The sequence below is a fragment of the Saccharibacter sp. EH611 genome (genome assembly GCF_009834765.1).
In the GTDB taxonomy this organism is placed as follows: Bacteria; Pseudomonadota; Alphaproteobacteria; order Acetobacterales; family Acetobacteraceae; genus Saccharibacter.
Map to the genome: position 1 here is coordinate 207,901 of NZ_WVHP01000002.1, position 21,528 is coordinate 229,428.

Annotated in this window: 17 protein-coding genes, 1 tRNA gene and 1 riboswitch; of the genes, 4 read left to right on the plus strand and 14 right to left on the minus strand. The window is 51.7% G+C overall.

The features are described 5' to 3' along the window. Positions 1–94: 94 nt before the first annotated feature. The 5 genes from clpX to GS535_RS02505 form a co-directional block, all read right to left on the minus strand. Positions 95–1,363, minus strand: coding sequence for an ATP-dependent Clp protease ATP-binding subunit ClpX (clpX, locus tag GS535_RS02485; RefSeq protein WP_160792296.1), 1,269 nt, complete (start codon positions 1,361–1,363; stop codon positions 95–97). Positions 1,364–1,457: 94 nt separating this feature from the next. After that, entirely contained in the window at positions 1,458–2,090 is a 633-nt protein-coding gene (locus GS535_RS02490; protein ID WP_018979638.1) for an ATP-dependent Clp protease proteolytic subunit, read from the minus strand. A 158-nt stretch (positions 2,091–2,248) separates the two neighbouring features. Beyond that, positions 2,249–3,580: a trigger factor gene (gene tig / locus GS535_RS02495; protein WP_160792297.1), complete on the minus strand. Its 1,332-nt coding sequence runs from the start codon at positions 3,578–3,580 to the stop codon at positions 2,249–2,251. 59 nt (positions 3,581–3,639) lie between these two features. Further along, positions 3,640–3,724: transfer RNA gene (locus tag GS535_RS02500), tRNA-Leu, on the minus strand. Between the two features lie 145 nt (positions 3,725–3,869). Then, positions 3,870–5,333, minus strand: coding sequence for an NAD(P)H-hydrate dehydratase (locus GS535_RS02505; RefSeq protein WP_160792298.1), 1,464 nt, complete (start codon positions 5,331–5,333; stop codon positions 3,870–3,872). Between the two features lie 57 nt (positions 5,334–5,390). On the opposite strand from GS535_RS02505, the gene GS535_RS02510 reads away from it, so the two are divergent. The 3 genes from GS535_RS02510 (at position 5,391) to GS535_RS02520 (ending at position 9,494) form a co-directional block, all read left to right on the plus strand. Beyond that, positions 5,391–5,834 carry a hypothetical protein gene (locus GS535_RS02510; RefSeq protein WP_160792299.1) on the plus strand — a complete coding sequence of 148 codons (444 nt, stop codon included), beginning with the start codon at positions 5,391–5,393 and terminating at the stop codon, positions 5,832–5,834. Positions 5,835–6,633: 799 nt separating this feature from the next. Then, positions 6,634–8,196 (plus strand): DEAD/DEAH box helicase, encoded by a 1,563-nt coding sequence (locus GS535_RS02515; protein WP_408906234.1) that lies wholly within the window; start codon positions 6,634–6,636, stop codon positions 8,194–8,196. Continuing rightward, positions 8,196–9,494: a class I SAM-dependent RNA methyltransferase gene (locus GS535_RS02520; RefSeq protein WP_160792300.1), complete on the plus strand. Its 1,299-nt coding sequence runs from the start codon at positions 8,196–8,198 to the stop codon at positions 9,492–9,494. The genes GS535_RS02515 and GS535_RS02520 overlap by 1 nt, the downstream gene beginning before the upstream one ends. Positions 9,495–9,524: 30 nt before the next feature. Here GS535_RS02520 and GS535_RS02525 read toward each other — a convergent pair whose 3' ends face one another. From GS535_RS02525 to GS535_RS02560, 8 genes are all read right to left on the minus strand, one after another. Then, positions 9,525–9,881, minus strand: coding sequence for an iron-sulfur cluster assembly accessory protein (locus tag GS535_RS02525; protein WP_160792301.1), 357 nt, complete (start codon positions 9,879–9,881; stop codon positions 9,525–9,527). Between the two features lie 33 nt (positions 9,882–9,914). After that, positions 9,915–10,349 carry an SUF system Fe-S cluster assembly protein gene (locus GS535_RS02530; RefSeq protein WP_018979645.1) on the minus strand — a complete coding sequence of 145 codons (435 nt, stop codon included), beginning with the start codon at positions 10,347–10,349 and terminating at the stop codon, positions 9,915–9,917. Positions 10,350–10,356: 7 nt separating this feature from the next. Further along, the gene (locus GS535_RS02535) at positions 10,357–11,568 is read right to left on the minus strand and encodes an aminotransferase class V-fold PLP-dependent enzyme (RefSeq protein ID WP_160792302.1); all 1,212 of its coding nucleotides are present in this window, start codon (positions 11,566–11,568) and stop codon (positions 10,357–10,359) included. Further along, positions 11,561–12,763, minus strand: coding sequence for a Fe-S cluster assembly protein SufD (gene sufD / locus GS535_RS02540; protein ID WP_160792303.1), 1,203 nt, complete (start codon positions 12,761–12,763; stop codon positions 11,561–11,563). Before sufD ends, GS535_RS02535 begins: the two co-directional genes overlap by 8 nt. Next, positions 12,760–13,530 carry a Fe-S cluster assembly ATPase SufC gene (gene sufC / locus GS535_RS02545; protein WP_160792304.1) on the minus strand — a complete coding sequence of 257 codons (771 nt, stop codon included), beginning with the start codon at positions 13,528–13,530 and terminating at the stop codon, positions 12,760–12,762. The genes sufD and sufC overlap by 4 nt, the downstream gene beginning before the upstream one ends. A gap of 4 nt (positions 13,531–13,534) precedes the next feature. After that, positions 13,535–15,019 (minus strand): Fe-S cluster assembly protein SufB, encoded by a 1,485-nt coding sequence (gene sufB, locus GS535_RS02550; RefSeq protein ID WP_160792305.1) that lies wholly within the window; start codon positions 15,017–15,019, stop codon positions 13,535–13,537. Between the two features lie 12 nt (positions 15,020–15,031). Next, positions 15,032–15,502, minus strand: coding sequence for an SUF system Fe-S cluster assembly regulator (locus tag GS535_RS02555; RefSeq protein WP_370518162.1), 471 nt, complete (start codon positions 15,500–15,502; stop codon positions 15,032–15,034). A 169-nt stretch (positions 15,503–15,671) separates the two neighbouring features. Continuing rightward, on the minus strand, positions 15,672–16,946 hold the full coding sequence (locus tag GS535_RS02560) for a DUF445 domain-containing protein (RefSeq protein WP_160792307.1): 1,275 nt from the start codon (positions 16,944–16,946) through the stop codon (positions 15,672–15,674). A 130-nt stretch (positions 16,947–17,076) separates the two neighbouring features. On the opposite strand from GS535_RS02560, the gene GS535_RS02565 reads away from it, so the two are divergent. After that, complete coding sequence (locus tag GS535_RS02565; RefSeq protein ID WP_160792308.1) at positions 17,077–19,860, plus strand: phosphoenolpyruvate carboxylase; 2,784 nt, start codon at positions 17,077–17,079, stop codon at positions 19,858–19,860. 122 nt (positions 19,861–19,982) lie between these two features. Here GS535_RS02565 and GS535_RS02570 read toward each other — a convergent pair whose 3' ends face one another. After that, positions 19,983–21,317: a voltage-gated chloride channel family protein gene (locus tag GS535_RS02570; protein ID WP_160792309.1), complete on the minus strand. Its 1,335-nt coding sequence runs from the start codon at positions 21,315–21,317 to the stop codon at positions 19,983–19,985. A gap of 51 nt (positions 21,318–21,368) precedes the next feature. Next, positions 21,369–21,460: riboswitch (Fluoride riboswitch) on the minus strand. Positions 21,461–21,528 lie beyond the last annotated feature (68 nt).

Below are 21,528 nucleotides of genomic sequence, written 5' to 3' on the forward strand. Positions count from 1 at the left end.
CGTATCTTCGCTAAACCTAATATGGTGCACCACACCTAGTCGGACAATAGCCGTTCCGACACAGTTAAACCACAGCAGGAACGGTGCCTATCGCTTATGAGGAAGACGCCTCCTCCGCCGTCTTCTCCATGCGATACACATATGTTGGCTTAGCTTTCCCAGCTGCTACATCAGCATTCACAACCACTTTTTCAACAGTTGTCTGACCTGGCAGATCAAACATCGGCTCCATCAGAATTTTCTCTAAAATAGAGCGTAATCCACGAGCCCCTGTTTTACGCTCAATGGCACGATGGGCGATCGTTTTCAGGGCATCTTCTGTAAAGACAAGCTCCACATTGTTCATCTGGAACAAGCACACATACTGCTTCACAAGCGCATTGCGTGGCTCACCTAAGATGCGCACCAAAGCGGCCTCATCAAGGTCTTCCAATGTTGCGATGACGGGCAAACGACCGATGAATTCCGGGATAAGTCCATATTTCATCAGATCTTCTGGCTCAACATCACGCAAGACATCGCCTAACTGGCGCTCATTCTCCGAGCGTACATCCGCTCCAAAGCCGATGGATGTCCCACGACCGCGTTCGTTGATAACCTTGTCCAACCCTGCAAAGGCACCACCACAGATAAAGAGCATATTTGTGGTATCAACCTGAACCAGCTCTTGCTGAGGATGCTTACGCCCCCCTTGCGGCGGTACTGAAGCGACAGTCCCTTCCATCATTTTCAGCAGAGCTTGCTGCACCCCCTCACCCGATACATCGCGTGTGAGAGAAGGATTTTCTGCCTTACGAGAAATTTTATCAATTTCATCAATATAGACAATGCCACGCTGCGCACGCTCAACATCATGATTAGCAGCCTGGAGAAGTTTAAGAATAATATTCTCAACGTCTTCCCCAACGTAGCCAGCTTCCGTCAATGTCGTGGCATCAGCCATCGTGAACGGTACATCCAAAATACGCGCCAAAGTCTGGGCAAGGAAGGTCTTCCCTGTTCCGGTTGGGCCAATCATCATGATGTTCGATTTACCAATCTCAACATCACTCCCATACTGGGAAATATGCCCAAGGCGTCGATAATGGTTATGCACAGCAACAGACAGAACTTTTTTGGCCTCATTTTGGCCAATGACATATTCGTCTAAAATTGCACAAATCTCACGCGGCGTCGGCAGACCATCCTGCGCTTGCCCAGGATTCGTGATCCGCTCTTCACGGATAATATCCATGCTTAGCTCAACGCACTCATCACAGATAAACACTGTCGGGCCCGCGATCAGCTTCTTTACTTCGCGTTTAGACTTTCCACAGAACGAACAATAGAGCGTGTTCTTGGAGTCGTTATCTTTCTCGCTCATCACAGCTCCTCTTACCCCGCAGCATCCGAGAGTAAACTGCTGCGAGCAAGTTCAGATGAATCCGATATACGGAAACGCCACATAGTGACTCGAGTTATTGAGCGGTCGGGTGTCGCCGCACAACCTCATCCACAAGCCCAAACTCTTGCGCTTCTGTTGCAGACAAGTAGCGGTCACGCTCCAGCGCTTCCTCGATTTCTTCCAAGGTTCGTCCGGTATGTTCACGATAAATTTCGTTGAGACGCCTGCGAATATTAAGAATCTCGCGTGCTTGAATCTCAATATCAGAGGCCTGCCCCTGCGCTCCACCTGAAGGCTGATGCACCATAACGCGCGCATTTGGCAGACAGAAACGACGCCCTGCCTCACCAGCAGCTAAAAGCAGAGACCCCATAGAGGCCGCCTGCCCAATACACACCGTGCTCACTGGAGAGCGGATATACTGCATGGTGTCATACATCGCCAACCCGGCAGAAACGACCCCGCCAGGGCTGTTAATATAGAACGAAATTTCCTTATCGGGATTAACGCTCTCTAGGTACAAAAGCTGTGCACAGATCAACGATGATACTTGATCGTACACCGTACCTGTCAGGAAAATAATTCTTTCCTGCAAGAGGCGCGAATAAATATCGAAAGAACGCTCACCGCGGGAAGTTTGCTCAACCACCATCGGCACGAGAGTGTTGCTAAAAACATCGAGAGGGTCACGGTCCCCAATGGCCATAGTCTCTTTCCTTTATGCCTCCCCTCATCTCACTAACAGGGTCGACTTCATGTCTTTACCAGAAATGGAGCAGGAAACGTCTTTCGTCAAAGGGGGACAAGCAAATTAGGCAACAAAAAGGGGTGCCAGATGCCCCGACACCCCCCCTTGATCGTCTCTTAGTGAGTGGCTTCTGGCATATCTGCAAGTTCTTCTGGCGTCACTTCTTTTTCTGTCACGTCAGCAAGTTCAATAAGATAATCAACAACTTTATTTTCCAGAATAGGCCCACGAAGGCTTTCGACAGCCTGCGGATTCTTCGTAAAGAACTCGAAGACCATCTGCTCTTGCCCAGGATAACGACGTGCTTCCTGCTGCATAGCATTCATCAGCTCTTCACGAGAGACCTGGATCTCCTGCTTACGACCGATCTCTGCCAAGAGAAGCCCCAGCTTAACACGGCGCTCAGCGATCTGGCGATAGTCAGCACGCAGCGTTTCTTCGTCCTTAGCCGCATCGCTTTCATCAAGACGACCAGCTTTACGCTCTTCTTCGATACGCGCCCAAATCTGCTCAAACTCAGCATCAACCATGCTAGCAGGAGCGTCAAAGTCCACTTTCTCAGATAGAGCATCCAGAAGCTCGCGCTTAATGCGCATACGGGACATCTGGTTATATTCGCCCTCGGCCTGTTCTGTAATAATCTTACGAACTTGGTCGATGCTCTCTAAACCAAGAGTTTTAGCAAGCTCATCATCGACGGCTGGGTCTTCAGCTTTTTTCAGCGCCTTCGCCTTTACGTCGAAGGTGGCTTCCTTACCAGCCAACTCAGCAGCCTGATAATCTTCTGGGAAGGTCACTGTAATTGTGCGCTCTTCGCCAGCTTTCATGCCATCCATCTGCTCAGAGAATCCTGGGATAAAGCCTTCCCCAGCAATCTCCACATTGACATCATCGGCAGCGCCACCTTCAAACGGTGTTCCATCAATCTTACCGACAAAATCAACACACAGAACATCGCCCTTACCTGCCGGACGGTCTTCTTCGATCGTCGTGAAGGTGCGGTTACGACGTACAACGTCACCGAGAGCTTTCTCAACGACATCATCACTGACCTTGCTGACCAAGCGTGTCAGCTTCAAACCAGACATGTCAGGAACAGCGATCTCTGGAAGGATTTCCATCTCAAGGGTAAACTCAAGATCTTTCCCTGCATCAGGGCCGCTCACGAGATCAACCTTAGGCTGCCCTGCTGGGCGGATATTTTGCTCTTCAAGAAGCTTGTTAACACTTTCTTGAACCAGCTTCTCCATCACCTCACCCTGAACGGCCTGGCCATGACGCTGCTTCACAACACTGGCTGGAACCTTACCAGGACGAAAGCCTGGGAGGCGGATATCGCGCGCAACTTCTTTTAGACGAGCGTCACAACGAGCCTGCAGGTCAGCAGACGGGACAACAACGGTGAAGGAACGCTTAAGACCTTCGTTGAGCGTGGGCGTAACCTGCATGAGCCAGGCGATCCTCTCGGTCGGATAGTTAGTGATTCATATCTTACAGGAGATTGCCTTGGTACGGGCGGAGGGACTTGAACCCCCACGGCTTGCGCCACTAGAACCTAAATCTAGCGTGTCTACCAGTTCCACCACGCCCGCATAAACCCAGACGACTTTATATCTCCTTCGGGATGACCTCTGTGCCGGTCATGCCTCGGTGAATGGGGATTTAGCGCATGACAGCTCACTCGGCAAGAGGGTTTGGAGCGACAAAAGCGGGATTTTTATTTTTAATATGATTCAGTTACCTATTTATTGACAATTTTTGGGCTTTTTCTGCCGCGTAACGCGCTTTCCCAAGAAAAGTGATAAGATCTTCTGCGACAATCCATCCTCCCTTTGTCTGTGCCGCTTGTCGTCCCGCTTCACCGTGAATCCAAACAGCAGCGCAGCTAGCCTCCCATGCTGGCATTCCTGACGCACATAAAGCCCCAACAATTCCACTCAGCACATCACCCGATCCTGCCGTGGCTAATGCTGAGGTCGCATGTCGATTAATCGCTGTCCGTCCATCTGGTGCGGCAATTACAGTATCCGCCCCTTTCAAGACAATCACACTCCCCGTTTCCCTAGATGCCTGCTGAGCTGCCTCCAACCGGGAAGTTTCAATCGGGCCAAACACCCGCACGAACTCTCCTAGATGAGGGGTCATCACCTTCACGCCACGTAGCTTTTCAGGCTGCCCATGTGCCCATGCCAACGCGCCTGCATCTGCGATGACATAACACTGCGATTCCAACAAGATCGGTAGAACGCTGTTCACTTCCTCATGCGTCAATCCCGGGCCACACACCCAAACGCGCCGCCGCTGGTCTTTCACACTGTCATGCGGTGTTTTCTGATCCACAACGCAACCAGGCAATACCGCACGATATAACGCAGCTCCTTCCTCTGATGAGGACACACAAACCAAGCCGGCCCCAGCATGGCGTGCGCTATCACTTACAAAGCGAGCAGCTCCCGGCATGTGCGCGCCGCCATAAAGACTCACAACCCCTCGTGTGTATTTATGATCCTGCTCATATTGCAGTGGAAGCGGCCATAGTAAGGGAACATTTTCCCAATAGTGCGCTTTAAGCCCTGAAAATGCCTCCTCTGGCATCCCAATATCCACACACACAACCTGACCACATCTTCCCGAAGCAGGCTCCAACAGATGTCCGGGACGTTTCCTCACCAAGGCAACGGTTAATGTTGCTTGAGGAACCTCTCCCCAGCATGCGCCACTCACCCCATCAACGCCTGAAGGCACATCAATCGCCACACACTGAGGCGCATGTTGAAAAAAATGCACAACATCTTCCGGCAATGAACGCGACAGCCCTGCTCCAAACACTGCATCGACTACCAACTCCGCCCGCATAGCCTCTGCGGCCTCAAAACTGACGATCGGCCCCGTCCATTCTTGCGCAGCACGAGCGGCTAAACTGCCATGGTGCGGCCTTTTCCAAGGCGCTACCGAAACGGGCCAGCCCCATCCCTGCAAATATCGTGCGACTACATAGCCGTCACCACCGTTATTCCCCGGGCCACAGGCCACCAGCACACGGCAGGGCTTGAAATGCTGACGAATAAGACGCGCAACCATGGCACCCGCATTTTCCATCAAAAACCCCAAGGATGACGACATGTGCGCATCCATTTGCAGCGTCTCATGAGGTGTTAATAAGGCGTTCGTTTCAAAAGACATGCGTTCAGAGTGAGACATAAAGCGATCTTCCCTCTATAATTGCTTGCAACAATAACATAACTCATTGAGGAGCCCATGCTCATTTCTATTGTCTGGAGCCTTGTTCTGGCCCTGCATCTTCTCTGCATGGCCTATTGGGTTGGTGGCGCTTTTTACTGCCTCCAACTACGCCGTGCGACACGTTTGTTAGAACCAGCCCAGGCCACCACGGTTCTGCTACAATCCTATAGCCGTTATTTACGTGCGTTATGGCACGTTGTGCCTCTTGCCTTCATTACGGGAATCGCCCTCTTTGTACGTGCAGGCGGTCACCTCCCATGGCCTTATCACCTGATGTCCTTCTGTGGCGTTATGATGGCTATCGCCTTCCTCACCATGTTCTTTGGCCCATTAAAGACAGCGCGTCGTGCGATCCGCCCTCAACCACAAACTTTCGTAACGCTGCACCGCCGCACAGCCATCATGCTGTTTTGGGGTGTTGTCGCCGTACTTTCAGGGTCTTTCGGGCATGGATTTTAAATAAAAACATCACCATCTACGCCATTACGCCAATCCTTTAGGAGACATCTCTTGCCTTCTGGAGGAATTGGCGATAACGGAGACATTGTGGCCAGTGGGGTACGTTGAAAATTTCCTCTTAAAGATAGCCACTATCCCGATCTGTTTAGAAATTTTCTAGACAGATAGAACCTTACATTAGTGTTTCGAGAGTCATTTGAGCACCAAGACACCTTCCAGTTCGTCAGCCTCCTCTACCGGCACCTCTTCCCGTACGCGCAAGACTTCTTCCCGCGCAAAGACTGTGCGTAAGCGCACAAACAAGACTGAGGAAGCGGTCACTGACGACTCGGCACTGGACGCTGGCACAGCCAAAGCTCCCCGTAAGACACCGACACGTCGTCGGACTGTTAAAGCAGAAACACCCTCTGAGGCTGTAAGCACAGAGGCAGGGGCCGAGTCTACGCCTCAAAAGAAAACAGCAACACGAAAAAAAAGCACACCAAAAGTGGTAGAGAGTACTGCTTCCAAGAAAACGACACGCACACGGCGCACTAAAAGCGTAGAGGCAGACGATCAGGCCAATGATGCCGTTTCTCCGCAAGCATCTAAACAAGTGGATGCAGCACCAGCCAAGCCAAGAGGCCGCCCTAGAAAAAAGACAGCTAAAGAAATAACGGATGTTGAGGCCGTAGAAGCATCAGCTGAGGAAGCCCCTAAGCCACGCCGCCGCACGACAACACGTAAGAAAGCTGCTGAAAAAGCGGAAGATACATCGCCTCTTACGACACAGACAGGTGACGAAGCGCACACGGACGCCCTGCAAGACGACGAATCTCCCCATAAGCCAGCTCGACGGAAGCGGACAACGCGTGCCTCTTCTAAGAAAAAGGCCAATCAGCCAGAACAGGCCGTAGAGGATACTTCCTCCGATGCTGAAGAGGCTGCTTCTGTAGCCCAAGCCCCTTCGCAAACAGACGAAAAAACTCCTCTCTTTTCAGACCTTGCTCTTTCAGCTCCGCTGCTTCGTGCTGTAGAGGAAATGGGCTATACACACCCTACGCCTATTCAAGCGCAAGCAATTCCTGACATTCTTGCAGGCCATGATGTACTGGGCGTTGCTCAGACAGGAACAGGAAAGACGGCCTCGTTTACCCTTCCCCTTCTGGAGAAGCTCTCAAAATCGCGCGCCCGCGCCCGCATGCCACGTTCGCTTATCTTAGAACCTACGCGCGAGCTTGCTCTTCAAGTTGCTGAGAATTTTGAACGCTACGGCAAACATTTGCGCCTTACCCATGCCCTCCTCATTGGCGGAGGAAACATGAATGAGCAGCGTGAACTTCTTAACCGTGGGGTTGATGTGCTTATCGCAACGCCAGGACGTTTGCTTGATCTGTTCAACCGTGGCGGATTGCTGCTTACAAAAACAGATATGCTTGTTATTGATGAAGCCGACCGTATGCTTGATATGGGTTTTATTCCCGATATTGAGCGCATTGTTAGCTTACTGCCACAACGTCGCCAGACACTCTTTTTCTCGGCTACTATGGCACCAGAAATTCGTCGTCTGACGGAAGCCTTCTTGTCATCACCGCGTGAAATTACCATCGCACGTCAATCATCTGTCGCCAGCACCATTATTGAACGCGTCTTCTTGGTTGAGAAGAGCGACAAACCAAAGGCACTACGTACGTTAATACGCACGGAAGATGTACAAAATGCGATCATTTTCTGTAACCGCAAGCGCGACGTTGATACCTTGAACGCTTATCTCTCACGGAAGGGCTTTGCTGTTGGTCATTTGCATGGTGACCTCACGCAATCTCTCCGCTTTGAAACACTGGAACGTTTCCGTTCTGGCGAACTGAAGCTTCTTGTATGCTCTGATATTGCAGCACGCGGCATTGATATTGGCGGGCTATCGCATGTCTTTAACTATGACCTTCCGTTTAATGCAGAAGATTATGTGCACCGAATTGGTCGCACGGGTCGCGCAGGCAAGGAAGGGCATGCTTTTACGCTCGTAACGCCATCCGAGGACGAAAACTTGCTTGATGCGGTCGAGGCCCTCACTAAGAAGAAGATCAAACATGGGATGATCGAAGGATTTCCTGTCCTTGATTGGTCTCAAAACTTCAAGGATTTCGGGTCAGACACCGCTCCAGCGAAAAAGAAATCCCCTCACGAGTCACACTCCAAGCAGCGCAAAAACAAAGCGCCTCGCGATGATGTGCGTCCTTCCCGGGCTCGTGGAAAAGGTGCTTCTCCTAAAGGGCTTCTGCCACCTGTCTCAGAAAAAGGTGGTGTCCAAGAAGGGTTTGGAGAGTATGTTCCGGCCTTTATGAATATTTCGTGCCGTCCTACACCGCGTAACAACGATTAATGACCGCTACTTCTTCTCAACAGCACCTCCAGATTGAACAGCTTGGTCATTCTGGGGACGGTCTTCTCCGTTACGAAGGGCAGGTTTTCTATATTCCGGAGACCCTTCCCGGAGAGAAGGTGCATGTCCGCTTTAACGGCTCACACTGTGACCTTTTGGCACGCGAGAGCGATTCGCCTGAGCGCGTTACCCCCGTATGCGCGCTTGCAGAGCCGTGTGGTGGCTGTACGCTGCAACATATGGCTCTTCCAGCCTTATTAGACTGGAAGATGTCACGCGTACGCAACGCGCTTCAAGCGGCGGGATACGTCTCCTTACCCACACCAACATCGTTTCAAACACCATCCCATTCCCGTCAGCGCCTTGATGCCGCGCTGCAACGGGTCGATGGCGGCATGGTGCTCGGGCTACATCAGCGCGGGGGCGACCCGGTCAATATGACGGAATGCGCCCTTATTCATCCACGTTTAATGGCTCTTCTTGAGCCATTGCGAGACGTACTATCAGGGCTAGGGGCTTTAACGGGACGCGGCGGAATCGCGATCAATCTTCTTGAAAGCGGCCCCGATATTACACTCGAAACACCGTCTCCTCTCTCAAGCTCAGACCGCCGTAAATTGGCTGACTTTGCGCGCACCCACGCGATTCCACGTATCACGTGGCGTGCCGCCCCCGGCAAAGAGATGGAAACCGTTGTACAATGGAGCCCTGTCTTCCACTCTTTCGCTGGCGTTAAAGTCGCGCCCCCTCCGGCAACCTTTTTGCAAGCCACACGTGAGGCTGAACAGAGCATTGTGGATGCTGTGCTTAACGCCCTTCCCTCTCTCAACCGCAAAGATCGCCTCGTCGAGCTTTATGCCGGTTGTGGTACGCTTACCTTCCCGTTGGCCCAAAAAGGGCATGTTAAAGCCTATGAAGGCAGCGCTGAAGCGATGATGGCCTTACGCAAAGCAACTCACGGGACGCGTGCAGAAGGAGAAGTGCGTGACCTCAACCGTCAGCCACTCCTGCCCCATGACCTAAAAAGTGCACGTGCTGTCATCCTTGACCCTCCCTATAATGGAGCGGGAAAGCAGCTTTCGCCCTTAGCGCGTTCTGATGTGAAGGATATTGTCTATATCAGCTGCAATCCAGCAGCACTCACCAAAGACCTTGCACCGTTACACAAGGCTGGTTTCCAAATAATCGATTGGCACGTGGTTGACCAGTTCTTATGGTCGAGCGATGTTGAGACGGTTATTACGCTCTCGCGTGATGCAAAGCGTCTTAAAAAGATCGAAAAAAAGCGGAAGGGCTAATCCCCTCCGCTTTTCCATTTCGAGTGCGGTTTAGATGTGGAAACTCTCTCCACAGCCACACCGGCCTTTTTCATTCGGATTGGTAAAGGTAAAGCCCGATTCGAGGTCTTTCACCTCATAATCCATAACCGTTCCGATCAAAAAGAGCGTGGCTTTCTGGTCAACCAGTAGCGTGAGATCGTGATCCTGCACGTGCTCATCTCCCTTTTGCGGCTGATCGACAAAATCCATCTCGTAAGAAAGCCCCGAACAGCCTCGCTTACCCACGCTGATACGGAGAGTTTTTCCCTGTTGCGCTCCAGCATACAGAGCACGCAGACGCTCTGCCGCCCGCTCTGTCATGCTCATCAAAGGTGGTAACGCTTTCTTTGGGGACGTTTCAGTCATCTCTGTTCCCCCTTTCTCCGTCAAAACATCACATTAGAACATATTAAGCGCTAAACGCGCATTATCACTCATACGACTCATATCCCACGGCGGATCCCATACAACGTCCACCTTCACCTTCTTAACCGTTGCGACCGACAGCACCGCATAACGAATCATCTGAGGAAGTTCTTGAGCACTGGGGCAATTCGGCGCCGTAAGCGACATTTCAATATGCACGCGACCATCATCATGAAGGTCAATCGCGTAGATCAAACCCAGCTCGTACACATTGACGGGAATTTCTGGATCATACACCGTCTCAATCGCCGCGATGACCTCTTCCTGTGTTGGCGGAGCGTCAACGGGCGGAGGTACAAGCTGCTCATACCCATCAGGAAAAGGCTCAGGCACACCGGTTTTTTGGGTATCACGCTCATCTTCTAAAGATGAGCCATTACCATTGTCATGAACATTGGAATTCGTCATCTTTCCCTCACGTGAGTAGTCCGTGTGCACGTTCAAGCCCTTCTACGAGTGCATCAATCTCGCTCAGACTCGTGTATAAGCCAAAACTCGCACGCGTCGTGGCATGCAATCCTAAACGTGTTAATAGCGGTTCTGCGCAATGTTGCCCAGCCCGTACAGCAATTCCTTGTTTATCCAAAAGAACCGCCAAATCATGCGGATGCGCCCCCTCCATTACAAATGAGAGCACCCCCCCTCTTTGAGCTGGCGCACCAAGAATACGCATCCCTTTAAGAGAAGACAGACGCTCTGTCCCATAAGCCAGAAGCTCTTTTTCATGAGCCTCTATCCGGGAATGGCCAATTCCTTCCACGAAACGAATGGCCGCTCCCAAACCGATCACTTCCAAAATAGGCGGCGTTCCTGCTTCGAAACGGTGCGGTATATCCGCCCAACTGACCGCATCAAATGAAACAGAACGGATCATCTCGCCTCCCCCCATAAAAGGTGGAAGCTCTTCAAGCAGTGCAGCACGCCCCCATACGGCACCAACGCCCGTTGGCCCGTAAAGTTTGTGCCCCGTAAAGACGATAAAGTCTGCACCACTCTCCTGCACATCAAGCTTTTGATGCACAATAGATTGTGAGGCATCAAAGATGATCGTTGCCCCATAATGATGCGCCCGCTCCGCTAGATGCTTCGCCGGTGTGATCGTCCCCAACACATTGGACATGTGAGTGATAGACACCAACGCCACTTTTCCATCAGATAAAAGCTGCTCATAAGCGTCTAGGTCAAGGTCACCATCATCCTTAATCGGGACAATACGCAGCTCAACCCCTGTTCTTTCACGTAACATCAGCCAAGGCACAATATTAGCGTGATGCTCCAGCTCTGAAAGAACAATCGCTTGCCCCGGTTTAACCCTCTCACCCAACGTATGGGCTAAGAAGTTAAAGCCTTCGGTACTGTTCTTCGTGAAGAAAACTTCCTGAGCACTGGGGGCATTAATAAAGCGCGCAACATCCTGACGCACTGCTTCATAGGCGACGGTTGTCCGTTCACTCATCGCATGAAGCCCACGATGAATGTTCGCATAACAATGGCGCGCCGCTTCACTCATCGCATCAATAACAGCGTTGGGCTTCTGTGCAGAAGCCGCACTGTCGAGATACACAAGCGGCCGCCCATGCACCTTTTCAGACAAAATCGGGAAGCAGGCACGCACATCATTATTCATGACCAGGGAAGCTCCTTAACAGATAGGCTTGTAGGCCCTCATCATCCAGCATTTCCACAGCTTCTCGTAAGAAGGCATTAATGAGTAGGGTTCGTGCCTTCTCTTCTGGAATACCGCGTGAACGCAAGTAGAAAAGCTGTTCTTCATCAAGCGCACCAACCGTAGCACCGTGACTGCATTTGACGTCATCAGCGTAGATCTCAAGCTCAGGCTTGCTGTTAATCTGCGCTTTTTCAGACAGCAGAAGCGCCTGATTCATCTGATAACCGTCCGTCTTCTGCGCGATTTGATCGACCAGAATCTTCCCCTGAAAGACACCCTGTGCCGCATCAGACAGAACGCTCCGCACCGTTTGGCGTGACGTACAGTCAGGAGCTGCATGATGAATAAGAGACGTCAAATCATTCAGCCGCGCTCCACCAACGAGCTGAACAGCATTTACTGTGCTATTGGCATGAGGGCCTTGTAAGGTGCTGACCACTTCATGACGGGCCAATGCTCCTCCCTGGTTGAGGGTGAAGCTATTATAATTCCCGTGCTCTTCACTGTGCGCCGATACGATACCAAGATGAAAGGCCTCCTTGCTTTCCGTCTGCCGCTTCACATGACGGAAATGAGCCCCTTTGGCACAGTGGACGTCAAAGAGCGGGTTCGCAAGATAACGTCCCTCACCACCCTGCACGTCAAGCAACGTTAGAGAAGCGCCTTCTTCCAGCACAATGCTATGATGAAGATGCACTGAGACATCTTGTCCATCACATACACTCGCCAACACCACCAAGCCGCCATCAACACCAGCAGGCACACGCAGGTGCAGCCCATCTTGACGGAGCGCACCATTGAGCTGTGCGGAGAAGCGGTCTTTCAGCGCTTCATCCTCGAAAGAGGCTTGGTCATCAAGCTTCTCTCGCATGATTGACGCAGGAAGTTTGGTATAATCGGTATCTTCATACCCATTACCAAAAACCACGCAACCATCTGCTTCAGGCAAGGCTAAAGGCTTGAGCAAGGCCGTCAATCGCGCTGAAGAAAGCCGTTCTGGCGTGCGCCAAGCCACCCCATTTAAGGGCTGAAGAGACGTGTAATGCCAAGCTTCTACACGACGCGTGGGTAGCTCTTGCGTACCCAACAACGCCGCCCGTGTTCCGGCCCGTTCTGTAAAGGCCGTCCACGCTTGTTGTGTCGTTTCACTCACTCTGCTGCCTCAAGAAACTGCTTGTAGCCGTCTTTTTCCAGCTGTTTAGCGACTTCTGGGCCACCACTATGGATGATCCGCCCATTCGCCATCACATGCACACGGTCAGGCACGATATAGTCCAACAAACGCTGATGATGGGTAATCACCAAGGAAGAGAAGTCTGGGCTGCGCAGAGAGTTGACCCCGTCTGCAACAATACGCAGTGCGTCAATATCCAGTCCGCTATCAGTCTCATCCAAGATCGCTAAGGATGGCTTCAACAGACGCATCTGCAAGACTTCATTGCGCTTCTTCTCACCACCTGAGAACCCGACATTAACCGCACGCTTCAGCATCTCTGACGACATGGACAAACGCGCTGTCTCTTCACGTGTCAGTTTCAAGAAAGAAACAGCGTCCAGCTCCTCTTCCCCACGAGCCCGGCGAACGGCATTCACCGCTGTGCGCAAAAAGTTCGCGTTATTGACACCCGGAAGCTCAACTGGGGCCTGAAAAGCAAGGAAAATACCCAACGCCGCGCGCTCTTCTGGCTCCAGTTCAAGGAGGTTCTGCTCCTTAAAGGAAACGTCACCAGCCGTCACCTCATAGTCCTCACGCCCGGCTAGGGTGTACGAAAGTGTCGATTTCCCCGAGCCATTCGGCCCCATAATGGCGTGGACTTCCCCTTTAGGAACGGAGAGGTCAACACCTTTGAGAATTTCCTTCGCTGTGCCATCCGCATCAATCTGCGCTTTAAGGCCCTTAATTGTTAGAAAATCGCTCATTGTTTTAACCCACACTTCCTTCAAGGCTGATTTGAAGTAATTTTTGCGCTTCGACGGCAAACTCCATCGGGAGCTCTTTCAACACTTCTCGGCAGAAGCCATTCACAATTAAACCGACCGCTTCTTCTTCCGAAAATCCACGTGACCGGCAGTAAAAGAGCTGATCTTCAGAGATTTTGGAAGTTGTCGCTTCATGCTCAACCCGCGCTGTCATGTTCCGGCTCTCAATATAGGGCACTGTATGCGCGCCACATTGATCCCCAATGAGCAAACTATCGCATTGCGTAAAGTTCCGCCCATTGCGCGCCTTTGGCTGCATCCGCACCAGACCACGATACGTGCTGTCAGACTGCCCAGCGGAAATCGTCTTCGCCACAATCGTTGACCGCGTATCAGGCGCCAGATGGATCATCTTCGTCCCAGTATCAGCCTGCTGATGACGATTAGTCACGGCAACAGAGTAGAACTCCCCAACAGAACCTTTCCCGGCCAAAATACAGGATGGGTATTTCCACGTAATCGCGGAGCCTGTCTCAACCTGCGTCCAAGAAATGCGGGCTCTATCGCCTTTGCAGATCCCACGCTTGGTCACGAAGTTATAGATACCGCCCTTCCCCTCATCATCACCGGGATACCAGTTCTGGACGGTTGAATATTTGATGGACGCATCCTCCATCGCCACAAGCTCCACCACGGCAGCATGAAGCTGATTTTCATCACGCTGAGGTGCCGTGCATCCTTCAAGATAAGACACAGTAGCGCGGTCTTCAGCAATGATCAGCGTACGTTCAAACTGCCCCGTATTACGCGCATTAATGCGGAAATAGGTGGAAAGTTCCATCGGGCACCGCACGCCCTTCGGCACATACACAAAAGACCCATCGGTAAAGACGGCTGAGTTCAAAGCCGTGAAGAAATTATCATTTTGCGGAACCACTGTTCCGAGATAACGCTGCACAAGTTCGGGATGCTCGCGGATTGCTTCCGAAATCGGGCAGAAGATCACCCCCGCTTCAGCGAGTTTCTTACGGAAGGTCGTCGCGACAGACACACTATCAAACACCGCATCCACGGCAACAGGGGCGCGCGCTTCATCCGCGCCTTCCACGCCTGCAAGCAATTCTTGCTCATGCAAAGGGATACCAAGCTTTTCGTAAGTCCTTAAAAGCTCAGGATCAACCTCATCAAGACTCTTGGGGCCGGGCTTCTTCTTCGGCTGTGCGAAATAATGTGCGTCCTGATAGTCAATGTCAGGATAGTTGACCTTAGACCAACGCGGCTCTTCCATTTTTTCCCACGAGCGAAACGCCTTTAAACGCCATTGCAGCATCCATTCAGGCTCTTCCTTGCGAGCAGAAATGAGACGAACGATATCTTCGTTCAGTCCTTTCGGCGCGATGTCCATCTCAACATCTGTCTCAAAGCCCCACTCATAGCCTGAGTTTGCAAGCTTTTCGACAGTTTCACGGGTTTCCGATACAGCCGGCATAGTTTCCCCCTCTTAGCCAGAAACCACGATCTCTTCGGGTCTGGTTTGTTCTTTGTCTGCCGAACAGGTTGCCATCTTCTTACACGGCCCTGGCGCTGCCATATCCGCTAAGGTGATACTCTCTAACGCTTGGCAGATGGCTTGATTGACCATGTCCCACTGTCCAGATAATCCGCACGTGTCTCCGTGTCCGCATTCACGTCCATCACAGCATGCTGTCACGGCAATCGGGCCATCAACACTTCGGATGACACGCGCAACGGAAATATCAGCAAGCGTTTCCGCTAAACGATACCCTCCCCGAGCCCCGCGGTAGGACACGACAAGTTCCCCGGCGGCAAGTCCTTTGAGAATTTTTGCCACGGTCGGCTCAGGCACGCCTGTTTCTTGGGCAAGCGTTGTTGCTGTTGCAAGCTCCCCTCTTTGTCCTAAACGGACGAGGATAACCGTTGCGTAATCCGCTAACTTGGACAGTCTTAACACGATAGAAAACCCAGAACCTGTGAAAACGTATTTCAGACCTATACAGTCCACATTGATTCGAGATGGCCCATATGGTCTCTTAGGTCAAGATGTTTGGGAAAAATTATCCGTTAAAAGGCTCTATCGTCATAAAATATAACAGAATGTTAATAAGCTGTCTTCTTTATTCTTACAGTCTCGCCACTAGACCAAGGAGAGCCTCTAATAATCCTCCTACTAGAAACCCCACAACGGTTCCATTGATACGAATATAAGCAAGATCTTTGCCTACTCCGCGCTCCAAACGTGCTGCTAAACTAGGGCCATCCCATTTTTCCATCACGCGCGCGATCAACGCTGCGACCTCTTGGCGAATGCCCGCAATCATATGCACAGCACTCCGACTCACGATATGATTTATTTTCGCTGAAAACTCTTTATCCTCACTCAGTATATCAATCACATGGTCAAGCAAAGCCTGAGAGACTTGGGCACTCCATCCATCAGAGCGTTGGCTATCGTCCTCCGTCACTATCCGTAAACGCCGCCAAAGACTTCCCCACCATTCCTTAACAGCGTCATGTCCAAGAAAATCTGAAATATGTTCCATGACTCGTGTAAGCTGAGCTGGATCCTTCTCTAGCTGATCAATTTTCTCATTAACCCATGTGGTAAAACCGTGTCTGATATCAGAATCCATCGGATCGACACGCTCTAATTCCATCTTCAACGCATTAAGCGCCTGAGACGCCACACGCCCCCCGATCGCCCAGCCAACAAAACGCCCGCCCTGCTCTCTCACCCTCTCTTCTACAAAACGATGGAACTCAGGTTCATGTTGAACGACCAACTCTTTAAATTGAGAAAGGAAAAAAGAAAAAACCTCTTGATGAACATCAACATTCACCATCGCGCGTAAAACCCGCGCGACAAGTGGTGCAACGTCACGCCCATGAAGCAAGACAGGCAGAAGACGCCCTGCCAAGGCTGATCCACGTCCATCTTCCAAACGCTCCAAAAGGCCGGGAGTAATCCGCCGCATATTATCAACAACAGCATCGCGTGTTGTTGGGTTTTGGAGGGTTTTAACAAGAGCTTTTGAACAATCAAAACGTTCCAGCAACGCTGTTAAATCGTGCTCTGTAAAAAAATGCTCCGCGACAAAGCGCCCCATAGCTTGGCCAAGCTGCTTCTTTCGACGCGGTAAAATCGCCGTATGAGGGATCGGCAATCCCATAGGGTGCCGAAAAAGTGCCGTAACAGCGAACCAATCAGCTAAGCCTCCAACAACACCCGCACGCGCCCCTGCCTGTATCATATCCAACACGACACTATGAGCATAAAGACGCTCCCAAATAGGCAAGCTACTTCCGACAGCCAGCCCTCCCATCCCGACTAAAAGCACCGTCGCGACCGTGCCTGGCCGTGACAGCCTACTTTGTTCTGGGGCGTGTGCTTCCGACATCCTTTGTCCTTTTATGCTCTTTTTCTTTTATAACATGCTCTTGAATGCACAGGAATGGTTGCTTTCAATGGGGGATCGTGGAACATTCTACTCCTATTTCCTATCTTGAAAAACAACGAGATCAATCCCCATGACTGACCGCGCCGCCCTCTCCGATGGTGCTCCCTCTGAGCTGATTGATGCGTTAAGTGCTGGTTTGGCCGATACGCATCATGATCTGCCTGACATGATTACGTCGCTTGCTGACCAAAGCAGCTCGGATAAGGGTATTGATACTCTTGAAAAAATAGTCCGTCAGCTGCGTGATCGTAACTTTGGAACCCGCGCGGACGCGCTGCGCCGTTATATCGGGCTGGACAGCCACTCTGCCCCGCACGAACGGCTTACCCAAGTTGCTCAAACCTTGGTTGCTCAAGCGGACTCTCCTGAAAGCCTCAATACGGCAGGAATCGCTGCCGTTTTTACGGCCCATCCGACCTTTGCACTTGCTAATGAGGTTTACACGCTTCTTGCTGAACGTGCTGAAAACCCTGAGCGCCATATTCCCGAGCTCGCCACCCATCGTCGTGCAGCGCCACCTACATTGGATGAAGAGCAAAGCCTCGCCCTCGCAGCGATCCAGCGTGGTCGCGATGCATTAGATGACCTTGCTTTAGAAATTTTCCGTGCAGCCCGTAAGCGCTGGCCTGACGCTAAAAGTTTCACACCATCCCCGCTTCTTCTCGCAAGCTGGGTTGGTTTTGACACGGATGGCCGTAACGATATTGGCTGGTGGGATACCATCCGTATTCGTATAGGCCTTAAGCTCGCCCAACTGCAGCGTCTTTCAGATGGACTAGCACGTCTAGATCTTTCATCATCTACCTTGGGGCAGCGCGTCTCAGATGCGATCATCGCTACGAGCGAACAACGCGATGCCTGCCCGCGTTCACAGCCTGGCAAGCAGCCTGACCCTGAAGCGATCGCTACTTTCGCCCGTCAACTTATTGCACGCGAAGAGGCTGCGCTCCTCACCGCTCAAGCACTGCAGCCCCTCTTTGACGAGACCGCAGCTGAGTTAAGCCCGGAAAAAGCCGAACAGCTTGATGTCATCCGCACAGGCTTTATGACCCATGGGCTTGGTCTGTCCCATATCCACACACGCCTTAATGCGGCACAAATCTACAATGTGGCTCGTACGCGTTTAGGCCTGACAGACGACCCGACCCTACCGTTCCATCGCCAAGCGCTTTTGTCGCATATTGATGCGGCAATGGATAACCTTACACCGCTCGCGGTTGATTTTGGTGCTCTTTTAGTTGAGCCCAGCGCAGCTGCACGTCTAATGATGACGATGGCGCAAATTCTGAAACATATTGATTCAGATACGCCAATCCGCTTCCTTATTGCCGAGACTGAAAGCGGGTATACCCTCCTCGCTACACTGTGGTTGGCGCGTCTCTTTGGTATTAAAGACCATCAGATTGAGATTTCTCCCCTTTTTGAGACTGAAACGGCGCTCGAAAACGGAGAAATGATCCTTGAAGAAGCCTTCCGTTCCCCTCATTGGCGTCAGTATCTTCGTGCAAATGGCCGTTTATCTCTCCAGTTCGGCTATTCTGACTCCGGTCGTTATGTGGGGCAAATTGCAGCGGCAAACTTGGTTGAGCGCTTGCGGATGCGCACCCTTGCCCTGATGAAAGAACACGGGTTGGACGATGTCGCCCTCACCATGTTCGATACACATGGGGAAAGTATTGGCCGCGGCGCCCATCCTTTCAGTCTCAAAGAACGGCTGGACTATTTCTCCCCTCCTCATACACGCCAAGCGCTACGCGATGCGGGAATTCAGTACCGTGTCGAAACCGCCTTCCAAGGTGGTGATGGCTATACGCTCTTTGGCACGGCGGCTCTGGCGACTTCAACCATCGCCTCCCTTGCAGAGTGCTCCGCTTCCCAGCATGAGCCGATCAGCCCGGCAGAGCGTGATGACCCTCTCTATGACCGTCCTGACTTTGCGATGGACTTCTTCTCCACTCTCGCCATGAAAATGGGCGATCTGGTCAATGACCCGGGTTACACAGCACTGCTCAGTGCTTTTGGCCCAGCCCTTATTGATAAGACAGGCTCCCGTCCGTCTGCTCGTCAGTCTGATACAGCAACGGTTAATCGGATCACCCATCCAAGCCAAATCCGCGCTATTCCTAATAACGCGATTTTGCAACAACTTGGTTGGTGGGCCAATATTCTGCATGGTTTAGGCGGCGCCGCCCAACGTCATCCAAAGACCTTTGCGCAGCTCCGCGAAAAGTCGCCGCGTTTCCGTCAGTTGATGGATTTTGCGCATCAGGCTCTTGCCCATTCAGACATTGATGTGCTGCGCGCAACGATCCACCAGCTTGACCCTGGAACATGGCTCAATCGCGCTGCGGATTGTCAGGGTGCAGACCAACGGGCGCATCTTCTCGCCATTGCAGAGGACTTAGAAGAGCTTGAGTTCTGGAAGAGTGTTCCCGCCATGTTCCGCCGCATTCAGCGTGAACATATCGCCCTACGCAGTGCATGGCCGGATGCTCCGACGATGGAGGGAGATGAAAAACTCCTCCACGTCATCCGCTTTGCACTCATGGAACGTATCTGGCGCCTTGCCACCTATATTCCTTACTTCGGCCCTCGTGGAACTGTCACACGCGAAGCCATCACGACGTTGATCCTCTGCCTCGACGTGCCGCGCGCTCTTCGTCTACTTGATGATTTGTTCCCTATTAATGCGCCAAGTATCGCTAATCTCGACTTCGGAGAACCGGGCGGTGCTGGGGTTGCTCAGGGATTTGCTCGCGAGCATGAGCAGATTTTCCGTCCACTCCAACGCAACTTTGACCTCCTCCGCGAAGTCGGTATTGCCATCATGCACGCCAACCGCGTTTTTGGGTAACAGCCACATTTTCCTTCCCATAGTTTCGAATGGGAAGGAAATTACCATAGCTCTTAAAAAGGCCGCCTCCACCATAGGAGAACGGCCTTGTTTTAAGAATATTTATAGTCCCTCTGAACGTATTACTCTGTCCATTTACCTAAGCGTGCCTGACGGATCGTCACACCGGGTTTGAACACTTTCCACCAAATCTTCGGCACGGCAATCCGTTGCGATACGTAAATTCCTGTATGACCTGATGCAAGATAAGCAATGATACAGCCTACAGCATAGTAGATCACATTCGCACCACCAAACATCTCTACGGCCATAAAAGTACAAGCAATTGGGGTATTCGCGGCCCCAGCAAACACAGCAACGAAACCAACCCCCGCCAACAAATCAACCGGAACACCTAAAAGAGGTGCGAGAGCATTCCCCAGACCAGACCCGATAAAAAAGAGCGGCGTGACCTCACCCCCTTTAAACCCGCATGACAAAGCAATCACTGTAAAGATCAGCTTTAAGAGCCAGCTCCACGCATAATGATGAGCACCGAAAAAGTTGAGGATAGACGCACCGCCTGCTTCTGGCGCGACCATACCTAAGCCAAGATAATCACGCGTACCCAAAGCCCAGACCAACATGATCGTGACAACACCACCAATGGCTGGGCGCAGCCAGCTTTGTGGGCAAAACTTCTTCACGATTGGGGAAAGATACTGCACCCCTTCTGAAAAAGCCCGGCTCGCGAACCCAAAGGCAATGGCAGCCACGCCTACTTTCACCAATAACAACGCATTAACGTGAAAAATGTGTCCATCGGCCCCTATAAGACCGTGGAATCCCATAGGATAGAGCGGATGATGAATACCCCATTGGTAACACACCCAGTCTGCCACAACAGAGCAAATCGTTGCCGGCAGTAAGGCGCTACAATCAAGACGCCCCAGAGTAAGAACCTCCAGCCCGAAAACAGCACCTGCGATGGGCGTTCCAAAAACAGCCCCAAACCCAGCAGCAATCCCCGCTGTCAGCAAAATACGTGTGTCGCGCTTATCCAAGCTAAACCAACGCGCCACTGCGCTCGCTAGGCTTCCCCCCATTTGAACAGCGGTTCCCTCTCGTCCAACCGAGGCTCCGAAGAGATGACTAATGATCGTTCCCAAAAAGACTAGAGGCGCCATCCTCAATGGCACACCGGCATCCGGCTCATGAATCTCATCAATAATGAGATTATTCCCCCCATCAGAGCGACCGCCCCAAAGGGAGTAGGCCAGTCCAACGGCAACCCCGGCTATAGGCAAAGCGTAAAGAATAGCTGGATGGATAAAGCGATACTGGGTCACAACTTCCAAAAGCCATAGGAACAGGGCGCAAAAACTCCCAATCACCACAGCAAGAGGCAAGACCAAAAAACTCCAACGCACCAGTTGGAGAAACAACGTAAACGTCTCTTTAAATGTTATTGATGGCATCAACAGACTCCCTCACCGATCACACCACGCATCATTTCACGCGCGTATGTCATATTGGCAGGAATCATCAGCCTTTCTCGGTTTTGCCGAGTGGCAGTTCGACCTCAATAAAGGTCAGGTGGCAATCCATCACCTATCTGCCACAGGTAAAGACACGAAAAGGTTCTTTCTGTCAAGCATCTCCCCCACCAACAAAAAACCCCCGCCTAAA

What these genes read in the sequence shown, in the direction of transcription:
- GS535_RS02525 (WP_160792301.1), bottom strand. Translation starts at nt 9,881, where the DNA reads ATGACTGAAACGTCCCCAAAGAAAGCGTTACCACCTTTGATGAGCATG.
- GS535_RS02535 (WP_160792302.1), bottom strand. Translation starts at nt 11,568, where the DNA reads ATGAATAATGATGTGCGTGCCTGCTTCCCGATTTTGTCTGAAAAGGTG.
- sufC (WP_160792304.1), bottom strand. Translation starts at nt 13,530, where the DNA reads ATGAGCGATTTTCTAACAATTAAGGGCCTTAAAGCGCAGATTGATGCG.
- GS535_RS02490 (WP_018979638.1), bottom strand. Translation starts at nt 2,090, where the DNA reads ATGGCCATTGGGGACCGTGACCCTCTCGATGTTTTTAGCAACACTCTC.
- tig (WP_160792297.1), bottom strand. Translation starts at nt 3,580, where the DNA reads ATGCAGGTTACGCCCACGCTCAACGAAGGTCTTAAGCGTTCCTTCACC.
- GS535_RS02510 (WP_160792299.1), top strand. Translation starts at nt 5,391, where the DNA reads ATGCTCATTTCTATTGTCTGGAGCCTTGTTCTGGCCCTGCATCTTCTC.
- GS535_RS02560 (WP_160792307.1), bottom strand. Translation starts at nt 16,946, where the DNA reads ATGTCGGAAGCACACGCCCCAGAACAAAGTAGGCTGTCACGGCCAGGC.
- GS535_RS02530 (WP_018979645.1), bottom strand. Translation starts at nt 10,349, where the DNA reads ATGACGAATTCCAATGTTCATGACAATGGTAATGGCTCATCTTTAGAA.
- GS535_RS02565 (WP_160792308.1), top strand. Translation starts at nt 17,077, where the DNA reads ATGACTGACCGCGCCGCCCTCTCCGATGGTGCTCCCTCTGAGCTGATT.
- sufB (WP_160792305.1), bottom strand. Translation starts at nt 15,019, where the DNA reads ATGCCGGCTGTATCGGAAACCCGTGAAACTGTCGAAAAGCTTGCAAAC.
- clpX (WP_160792296.1), bottom strand. Translation starts at nt 1,363, where the DNA reads ATGAGCGAGAAAGATAACGACTCCAAGAACACGCTCTATTGTTCGTTC.
- GS535_RS02570 (WP_160792309.1), bottom strand. Translation starts at nt 21,317, where the DNA reads ATGCCATCAATAACATTTAAAGAGACGTTTACGTTGTTTCTCCAACTG.
- GS535_RS02505 (WP_160792298.1), bottom strand. Translation starts at nt 5,333, where the DNA reads ATGTCTCACTCTGAACGCATGTCTTTTGAAACGAACGCCTTATTAACA.
- GS535_RS02520 (WP_160792300.1), top strand. Translation starts at nt 8,196, where the DNA reads ATGACCGCTACTTCTTCTCAACAGCACCTCCAGATTGAACAGCTTGGT.